This is a genomic window from Nocardioides jensenii JCM 1364 = NBRC 14755 (assembly GCF_001552535.1).
Classification (GTDB): domain Bacteria; phylum Actinomycetota; class Actinomycetes; order Propionibacteriales; family Nocardioidaceae; genus Nocardioides; species Nocardioides jensenii.
The window spans coordinates 64,950-72,813 of record NZ_BCRJ01000072.1; the positions used below are offsets into that span (position 1 = coordinate 64,950).

A 7,864-nucleotide genomic window follows, 5' to 3' on the forward strand; every position below is an offset into this window, starting at 1 on the left:
TGTCCCGATCCGTGGGAGCGGATCGGGTGCTGCGGTCGTCATGCCATCATTCGATGCATGACGACCGCAGCGCCTGAGCCCACTGCCCCTCGCGAGATCTCCACCGTCGGCGTGATCGGCCTCGGCACCATGGGGGCCGGCATAGCCGAGGTCTTCGCCCGCAACGGCTTCACCGTGATCGGTGTCGACCAGGACGACGAGGGCGTCAACCGAGGTCGCCAGCACCTCGAGCACTCGACGGCGCGCGCCGTCACGCGCGGGAAGCTCTCAGACGACGACGCCAGCGCGCTCCTGGGCCGGATCACTCTGACCACCTCGATGGACGATCTGGCCCCGGCCGACTTCGTGGTCGAGGCGGTCGTCGAGTCCCTTGAGGTGAAGAAGTCGATCTTCGCGCGACTCGACACGATCGTGGCAGCCGACGCGATCCTGGCCACGAACACCTCGTCGCTGTCGGTGACCGAGATCTCCACTGCCAATTCCCGTCCCGGCCGCGTGGTCGGCATTCACTTCTTCAACCCGGCGCCGGTGCAGAACCTGGTCGAGATCGTGCGCACTGTGGTCACCGAGGCCGACGTACTCGAGCGGGCGAAGTCGCTGGTCGAGCAGGTCGGCAAGAACCCGGTCGTCTGCGGCGACAAGGCCGGCTTCATCGCCAACACCCTGCTCTTCGGCTACCTCAACCACGCGGTGTCGTTCTACGAGGGCAGGTACGCCACCCGCGAGGACATCGACGCTGCCATGCGATTCGGCTGCGGCTATCCCATGGGGCCGCTGGCGCTGCTCGACCTGATCGGCCTCGACACGGCGTACGAGATCCTGGACACGATGTACAAGCAGGGTCGGGACCGTCTGCACGCCCCCGCGCCGATCCTCAAGCAGATGGTCACCGCCGGCATGCTCGGTCGAAAGACCGGCCGTGGCTTCTACACCTACGAAGGGCCGGACAGCTCGAAGGTCGTCGCGGACGAGCGGACGCCCGCGGCCGACAGTGCGCCGCAGCTGCGCCATGACATCACGAAGGTCGGTGTGGTCGGCACCGGCACGATGGCCTCCGGCATCGTCGAGGTCTTCGCCAAGAGCGGGTACGACGTCCTCTACGTCGGCCGCTCACAGGAGAAGGTGGACGGCGTCGCGGCCGGGATCACCCGCAACTTCGACAAGCAGATCCAACGTGGCCGGGCCACCGAGGAGGACAAGGCGGCGGCGCTTGCCCGCATCGGGGGCACCACGTCGCTCGACGACCTGCGCGACGTCGACCTCGTGGTCGAGGCGATCGCGGAGGACCTCGCGATCAAGACCACGCTGTTCGAGAACCTCGACGAGATCTGCAAGGACGGAGCCATCCTCGCGACGACCACCTCGTCACTGCCGATCATTGCGATGGCCAAGGTGACCTCTCGGCCGCAGGACGTCATCGGCATGCACTTCTTCAACCCGGCCGCGATCATGAAGCTGGTCGAGGTGGTCACGACGGTCGCCACCTCCGACGACGTGGCCGAGTCGACGCGGGCGCTGTGCGACAAGGTCGGCAAGGTGGCCGTCTCGTGCGGCGACCGGGCCGGGTTCATCGTCAACGCGTTGCTGTTCCCCTACCTCAACGACGCGGTGAAGATGCTCGAGGCGCACTACGCGACCGCCGACGACATCGACACCGCGATGAAGCAGGGCTGCGCGCTGCCGATGGGACCGTTCGAGCTGCTCGACGTGGTCGGCAACGACGTGTCGCTGGCGATCCAGAAGGAGCTCTACCTCGAGTTCCGCGAGCCCGGGTTCGCACCGGCACCGTTGTTGGAGCACCTGGTCACCGCCGGCTACCTCGGCCGCAAGACCAAGCGCGGATTCCGCGACTACTCCGCCCGCTGATCACCCGATAGTCCCTGACGTTCGGACCCTGTCCGAGGGGCCGAACGTCAGGGACTATCGGGTGAGGTATTCAGTCGAGACAGAACTCATTTCCCTCGGGATCGGCCATCACGATGAAGCCGTTGGTCATCGGCGGGGCAGGCTCGAAGCGCTGCGTGCGAGTGGCGCCCAGGGCGACGAGCCGATCGCATTCCGCCTCCAGTGCGGCCATGCGCTCCTCCGCCCCCAGGCCCGGGGCGGCACGTACGTCGAGGTGCACGCGGTTCTTGGCGAGCTTGCCCTCCGGCACCCGCTGGAAGAACAGGCGAGGTCCGTTGCCGTCGGGGTCCTCGGCCGCGGACGCGGAGTTCCACTGGCTCTCGGGCACCCCGGATTCGGCGAGGAACGCGTGCCAGGCTTCGAAGACGTCGTCGTCGTGAGTCAGGGTGCGCCCAGGTGGTCCGGGGTTGACGTAGCCCAGCGCCGAAGCCCAGAACCGGCTGAGAGACTGGGGATCGGCACAGTCGAAGGTGATCTGGACGGCTCGTACGACGCTCATCGTGGACCTCTCACTCGCTCCGTCGCCAGGGCTTGAGCCACGGCGTCTCCGGCCAGCCCTCACGCGCTGCGACCAGCTCGTACATCGTGGCGCCGTCGATCGCCTCGCGAATGATGTCGGCATGACCGGCGTGCCGGGCCAGCTCCTCGAGCAGGTGGAGCCACACCCAGCGTACCGACCAGCTGTCGACGTCCTTCGGGTTCCACGGTGCGTCCGGAACCGGCACGGGGGTGTCCAGGTCGGCGGTGGCCATCGCCTCGAGGACCGCCGCACTCGCGTCGTCGAAGGCCTTCAGCGCCCCGTCGACCGTGTCGCCCTCCAACCAGGTGATCATCCGCTCGCGCTCGGCGTACTGCTCCTCCTGGGGCCGGTCGTCGATGACCGGCCCGGGTGACGCCATGACCGTGGCCGCCCAGGTGAGCTGGTTGTGGGTCGCGTGCCTGACCAGTGCGCCGACGCTCAACGCGCTGGTGGTCGGCGTGCGACCGGCTTCTTCGTCGGTGAGCCCGAAGATGACTGCGCGATATGCGTCCTGCTGCTGGATGGCGTAGGCGCGGAGACCGTCGCGCTCGTCGGTGACGGGCGGAGCCTGGGCTGGCATGGGATGTCCTCTCGTTCGGTGGAGCACCAGTCTGTCGCTCTTTCCGGCCAGTTCCTGACCGCTATTGGGTCGATGCAGAATTCGGTCCCGCGGTCGTCGTACCGCCCGCGACCTCGACCAGCCGCGCGGCCACGGCATCGAGGTCGCTGCGCAGGTCTCGGGGATCACGGGCCGGGAGTACGTCGTCCCACATCGGCAGGAACGTGCCGCGCAGCTGGGCCATGCCACGAGGCCTGGCCATCAACCACCAGTGCAGGTGTTCGGCGCCGTCACCCCATCGAAAGACCTGCAGCCGCGGGATGTCGAGCACGTCGCAGGCGGCGCGCTCGGCGAGCATCAAGATCTGCCCCATGCGGGCGGCCTCGTCGTCGGTCAGGTCGCTGAGGTCAGCGTGACGCCACGGCATCAGGAACGCGACGAACGGGAGGGAGGTGACCTGGAACGGGGCGCCGAGCATGACCAGGTCGTCGCGCCAGAAGATGTACGACGGCTCGCTGCGTCGGTCACACTGCTCGCAGTCGACGCCGCCAGCGCCCCGACGCGGTGCCTCGGGCTGCGGTGGCTCGAGGGCTCGTGCCGACAGCTCGTCGTTGTCGAACGGCCACGTCGACCACTGGGTCCACGGCGGGTGACGTGGGCCATCGCTGGACAGCGACTCGGAGACCCTGTCGAACCACTCTGCTGCGGACTCGGGCATGTGGTCAGCGTGCCCGACTGTCGAACCCGGTGCCAAGCCCTTTGTCAGGCACGTGCTCAGGTGAGGTCCCAGAGCACGGGATCGTCCTCGTAGTCGGGTGCTCGGTCATAGCCGACCGCCGCGAGGTCATCGTCGTCGACGAAGACCACCGAGCAGATCGTTGCCGTGGCGCCCGGTCCGAAGTCGGCGGGGAACGCGCCGGGGCAGGGCTCGAGGGAGGACGAGGCCCACGTCGCCATCGTGTCGCCCTCGACGTCGACGGCGGTGAGGCGGATGACGGTGCCGGAAAGATCGGTCTCGCCGGTGTTCTTCGCGGTGAAGGTCACGTAGTAGGGCGTGCCGTCGAGCTCGTCACTGAAGGCCTGGTCGGACGGGATCGCATCGCGCTCACCCTCGACGGGCACCTGGACGTCGGAGATCTCCAGTGACCCGGTCAGGTCCGGCTCATCGCCGAAGCCGTCGTCGAGGAACGGCACACGAGCACTGGCGGCCGGGGCGAGGACGGCCCCGGGTCGCGTGAAACCGTCATCGCCGGGCTCGGTGGGCACGCTCGAGTCGGGCTTCCAGGCATCGTCGGCGGGAGCGGAGTCGTCGTCGGCGTTGCAGCCGGTGAGCAGGGCAGCGCAGGCGACGGCAAGGGTCAGGGTGTTGATCGATCTCATGCAGGCATTCTGCCCACTGGGGGCGACGACAACCCCGCGGCCCGCCATGGCTGGCGACCCGGCACAATGTCAGCTGTGACCACCGATGACATCTACACCACCAACCTTGGTGAGGTCGGTCCACGTGTGGTGTTCTTCCACGGGCTCTTCGGCCAGGGCAAGAACTGGACCCAGATCGCGAAGTCGCTGGCCCCCGACCACCGGGTGACACTGGTCGACATGCCCAACCACGGGCGTTCGGGCTGGACTGAGCACCTCGACTACGTCGCGTTCGCCGACCGACTGGCGGAGCTCTTCTCGGCCGAGGACCCGGTGGCCCTGGTCGGGCACTCCATGGGCGGCAAGATCGCGATGGTGCTGGCGTTGCGCCATCCCGAGCTGGTCGAGCGACTGGTCGTGGTCGACATGTCGCCGGTGGTCTACGCCAACGGCAGCGAGTTCGGCGGCTTCATCGCCGGGATGCAGTCGATGGATCTCGACCGGCTCGAACGACGGACGGACGCGGACGCGGCCCTGGCCCAGGCGGCGCCGAACACGACCGTCCGCAGCTTCCTCCTGCAGAACCTGCGTCGGGACGGCGACGGCTGGCGCTGGCAGCCCAACCTCGACCTGCTCGCCCGTGAGCTCGACGTGCTGGGCAGCTGGCCCGAGGAGCGGCTGGGGGACGTGTCGCCGTACGACGGCAGGGTGCTGTGGATTGCTGGTGCGAGGTCGCCCTACGTCACCGACGACTACGCGCCCGCGATGCTGCGCTGGTTCCCGCGGGCCGCGCGGATCACCGTCAAGGACGCGGGCCACTGGGTGCACTCCGAGCAGCCGGAGATCTTCCAGCAGGTCCTGCGCAGGTTCCTGGCCGCCGGTTCCTGAAGCGCTCCGGGCGGGACGGAGACGTCAGGGAGTGTCCCGGGGGTGCGGAGGGTCAGGGGGTGTCGGCCTGGCGAGCGCGATAGGCGGCCACGGCGGCCCGGTTGGTGCAGGCGGTCGAGCAGAACCGGCGCGAGCGGTTGCGGGAGAGGTCGAGCACCAGCCCGTCGCAGTCGTCGTCGGCGCAGACACCCAGACGCGACATCTCGTCGCTGCGGACCACGTCGATCATCGCCATCGCGGTCTCCACCGTGATGCGTTGCGGCCACGGTCGGTCGGGGGAGACGGCATGAAGGTGCCAGTCCCACTCGTCGTGGCGCACCAGCTGGGGGAGTGCGGAGGCGTCGGCCAGCAGCTCGTTGACCAGCACCGCGGCGCGGTCGCGGTCGCTGGTGAGCAGGTTGCGCAGCACCGGCCTCAGCTCGCGGACGGCGTCCAGCTCGGCGCGGGTGCGCTCGTGCCGTCCGGTGTACTCCCAGCTCGTCCAGAACGCGTCCGCCTGCGCCACGGACACCAGGGTGTCGGGGGCCGAGGCGGTGTTCACCAGGGCCACGGCGGCTTGCATCGACATCTCGGTGTCATGAGCAAAAACCATGTTGACACCTTACATGTCTGCGCGTAGCGTCATCTGTCATGGCCGCGATGACTCATGACGTCCCCGTGCCGGTCGCCTCCTCGCGGCTCGGCTCCGGGCTTGCCTTCGCGGTTGCCTCGGCGGCCTCGTTCGGACTCTCGGGGGCTCTGGCCAAGGGGCTGCTCGACTCCGGCTGGAGCGCCGGGGCCGCAGTCACGGTCCGAGTCTCGATCGGTGCCCTGATCCTGATGGTGCCGGCCGTGGCGGCCCTGCGCGGGCGCTGGCACCTGATTCGCACGAATGGTCTCCTGGTGGTGGCCTACGGAATCGTGGCGGTGGCGGGATGCCAGCTGTGCTACTTCTACGCGGTCGCGCACATGCAGGTCGGTGTCGCCCTCCTGATCGAGTACACCGCGCCGGTCGCGGTGGTCGTCTGGCTCTGGCTGCGCCACGGGCATGCACCCGGTCCGCTCACCCTGGTCGGCGCCGGGGTCGCCGCGATCGGACTGGTGCTTCTGCTCGACCTGGTCTCCGGTGCCTCCCTCAGCGTGGTCGGCGTGCTCTGGGCGCTGGGCGCCATGATCGGCGCGGCCACCTACTTCGTGCTCTCCGCCGACGAGGACAACGGCCTCCCGCCACTGGTGCTGGGCGCCAGCGGGCTCGCGGTCGGAGCCATCTGCCTGGGCCTGGCCGGTCTGGTCGGCGTGGTGCCGATGACCGCGTCCACGGCCGATGCGTCGTACGACGGCACGCAGGTCGCCTGGTGGGTGCCCCTCGTCCTGCTCGGGGTCGTGACCGCCGCGCTGGCCTACACCACCGGCATCGCTGCCGGGCGCCGGCTCGGTTCCCGGCTGGCGTCGTTCATCGCGCTCACCGAGGTGATCGCCGCGATGTTCTTCGCGTGGTTGTTGCTCGACGAGCTTCCGGGCTGGCTGCAGCTGGCCGGGGGAGTGCTCGTGCTCGCGGGTGTGGTGATCGTGAAGCTGGGCGAGCCGAGACTGCCCGAGGTCATTGAGCTGCCGTGAGTGACCCGTCGTGAGTTCGGGCTGACCCGTCGTGAGTTCGCGAACTCACGACGGGTCGATCCGAACTGGCGACGGGTCGATCCGAACTCACGACGGGTCAGCGTTCATCCTGGCGACGGATGAAGACCTCCTGGGTGAGCAGCAGGATCGCCGCGGCCGTCGGCACGGCCATGAGCGCGCCGACGACGCCGAGGAGGCCACCGCCGATCAGTGCCGCGATCACGGTGACCGATCCCGGCACGCTCACCGAGCGCTGCATCACGCGCGGGTAGATCACGTAGTTCTCGAGCTGCTGGTAGAGCGCGTAGTAGACCAGACAGGTGATGCCCACGGTGGGGGAGATCGTGAAGCCGATCGCCGACACGATGATCATCGCTATCGTGGCGCCGACCATCGGGATCAGGGAGAGCAGCCCGACCACGAACGACAGCGCGACGGCGTACTCACCGAGACCCACGATGAACAGGAACGCCAAGGAGGCCAGCGACGCGCACACCGCCACCACGAAGGCCCCAGAGACATAGCCGCCGATGCCGCCCAGGACCCGGTCGCCGAGCTTCGTGACCCGGTCGCGGCGCGAGGCCGGAGCGAGGTGGTAGAACGCCGCCTTCGTCTTGGGCAGCGAGGCCAGGAAGTAGAGCGTCAGCACGATGACGATGAAGGCGTTGAGCAGCGCCGACAGCACCGCGAGGCCGAAGCCGAGAACGCCGCCGAACGCACGCTGCGCGAGGTTGCCGTCCGCGATGTAGTCCTTGGCCTTCTGGATGAGGTCGTAGTCCTCGTTCCACTTCTGGACTCGCTTGTTCTCCTGAAGCTGGTCCAGCCAGTGCGGTGCGTTGCTGGTCAGCGCGGCGACCTGTTCGCTGATCACCGGGACGATCGCGGAGAGGAAGAGCGCGATCGCGATCAGCACGATCACGATCACCGACAACACGGCCAGGGACCGGCGCATGCCTCGCCGCATGAACCACTCGACCAGCGGATTGAGGCCGGCCGCGAGGAACATCGAGACGACGACCAGGACCAGCGTCGAGCCG

The 7,864-nt window shown here is 68.4% G+C and carries 9 protein-coding genes; 3 read left to right on the top strand and 6 right to left on the bottom strand.

Features of this window, described 5'->3' with window-relative positions:
• The first annotated feature begins 57 nt into the window (after positions 1-57).
• Positions 58-1,866, top strand: a complete 1,809-nt coding sequence (locus NJ4_RS15885) for a 3-hydroxyacyl-CoA dehydrogenase family protein (protein WP_067437280.1) — start codon at positions 58-60, stop codon at positions 1,864-1,866.
• Positions 1,867-1,936: 70 nt separating this feature from the next.
• On the opposite strand, the gene NJ4_RS15890 is transcribed toward NJ4_RS15885, so the two are convergent.
• The 4 genes from NJ4_RS15890 to NJ4_RS15905 all read right to left on the bottom strand — a co-directional run bounded on the left by NJ4_RS15890 (position 1,937) and on the right by NJ4_RS15905 (position 4,364).
• Complete coding sequence (locus NJ4_RS15890) at positions 1,937-2,404, bottom strand: VOC family protein (RefSeq protein ID WP_067437283.1); 468 nt, start codon at positions 2,402-2,404, stop codon at positions 1,937-1,939.
• A gap of 10 nt (positions 2,405-2,414) precedes the next feature.
• Positions 2,415-3,005 (bottom strand): DinB family protein, encoded by a 591-nt coding sequence (locus tag NJ4_RS15895; protein WP_067437286.1) that lies wholly within the window; start codon positions 3,003-3,005, stop codon positions 2,415-2,417.
• Positions 3,006-3,066: 61 nt separating this feature from the next.
• Positions 3,067-3,702: an HIT family protein gene (locus tag NJ4_RS15900; RefSeq protein ID WP_067437289.1), complete on the bottom strand. Its 636-nt coding sequence runs from the start codon at positions 3,700-3,702 to the stop codon at positions 3,067-3,069.
• A gap of 56 nt (positions 3,703-3,758) precedes the next feature.
• Complete coding sequence (locus NJ4_RS15905) at positions 3,759-4,364, bottom strand: hypothetical protein (protein WP_067437292.1); 606 nt, start codon at positions 4,362-4,364, stop codon at positions 3,759-3,761.
• 66 nt (positions 4,365-4,430) lie between these two features.
• Here NJ4_RS15905 and NJ4_RS15910 point away from each other — a divergent pair, with 66 nt between their 5' ends.
• Positions 4,431-5,231 (top strand): alpha/beta fold hydrolase, encoded by an 801-nt coding sequence (locus tag NJ4_RS15910; protein WP_067437295.1) that lies wholly within the window; start codon positions 4,431-4,433, stop codon positions 5,229-5,231.
• Positions 5,232-5,283: 52 nt separating this feature from the next.
• Here NJ4_RS15910 and NJ4_RS15915 read toward each other — a convergent pair whose 3' ends face one another.
• Positions 5,284-5,823 (bottom strand): CGNR zinc finger domain-containing protein, encoded by a 540-nt coding sequence (locus NJ4_RS15915; RefSeq protein ID WP_067437298.1) that lies wholly within the window; start codon positions 5,821-5,823, stop codon positions 5,284-5,286.
• A gap of 38 nt (positions 5,824-5,861) precedes the next feature.
• Between NJ4_RS15915 and NJ4_RS15920 the strand changes: the two genes are divergently transcribed.
• Positions 5,862-6,827 carry an EamA family transporter gene (locus NJ4_RS15920; protein ID WP_067437302.1) on the top strand — a complete coding sequence of 322 codons (966 nt, stop codon included), beginning with the start codon at positions 5,862-5,864 and terminating at the stop codon, positions 6,825-6,827.
• A 97-nt stretch (positions 6,828-6,924) separates the two neighbouring features.
• Here NJ4_RS15920 and NJ4_RS15925 read toward each other — a convergent pair.
• On the bottom strand, positions 6,925-7,864 hold a 940-nt coding region (locus NJ4_RS15925), incomplete at its 5' end, for an AI-2E family transporter (protein ID WP_067437307.1).

Bases quoted from the DNA above. Each gene is read 5' to 3' on its own strand.
- NJ4_RS15900 (WP_067437289.1), bottom strand. From the start codon at position 3,702: ATGCCCGAGTCCGCAGCAGAGTGGTTCGACAGGGTCTCCGAGTCGCTG.
- NJ4_RS15910 (WP_067437295.1), top strand. From the start codon at position 4,431: ATGTCAGCTGTGACCACCGATGACATCTACACCACCAACCTTGGTGAG.
- NJ4_RS15895 (WP_067437286.1), bottom strand. From the start codon at position 3,005: ATGCCAGCCCAGGCTCCGCCCGTCACCGACGAGCGCGACGGTCTCCGC.
- NJ4_RS15885 (WP_067437280.1), top strand. From the start codon at position 58: ATGACGACCGCAGCGCCTGAGCCCACTGCCCCTCGCGAGATCTCCACC.
- NJ4_RS15905 (WP_067437292.1), bottom strand. From the start codon at position 4,364: ATGAGATCGATCAACACCCTGACCCTTGCCGTCGCCTGCGCTGCCCTG.
- NJ4_RS15890 (WP_067437283.1), bottom strand. From the start codon at position 2,404: ATGAGCGTCGTACGAGCCGTCCAGATCACCTTCGACTGTGCCGATCCC.
- NJ4_RS15920 (WP_067437302.1), top strand. From the start codon at position 5,862: ATGGCCGCGATGACTCATGACGTCCCCGTGCCGGTCGCCTCCTCGCGG.
- NJ4_RS15915 (WP_067437298.1), bottom strand. From the start codon at position 5,823: ATGGTTTTTGCTCATGACACCGAGATGTCGATGCAAGCCGCCGTGGCC.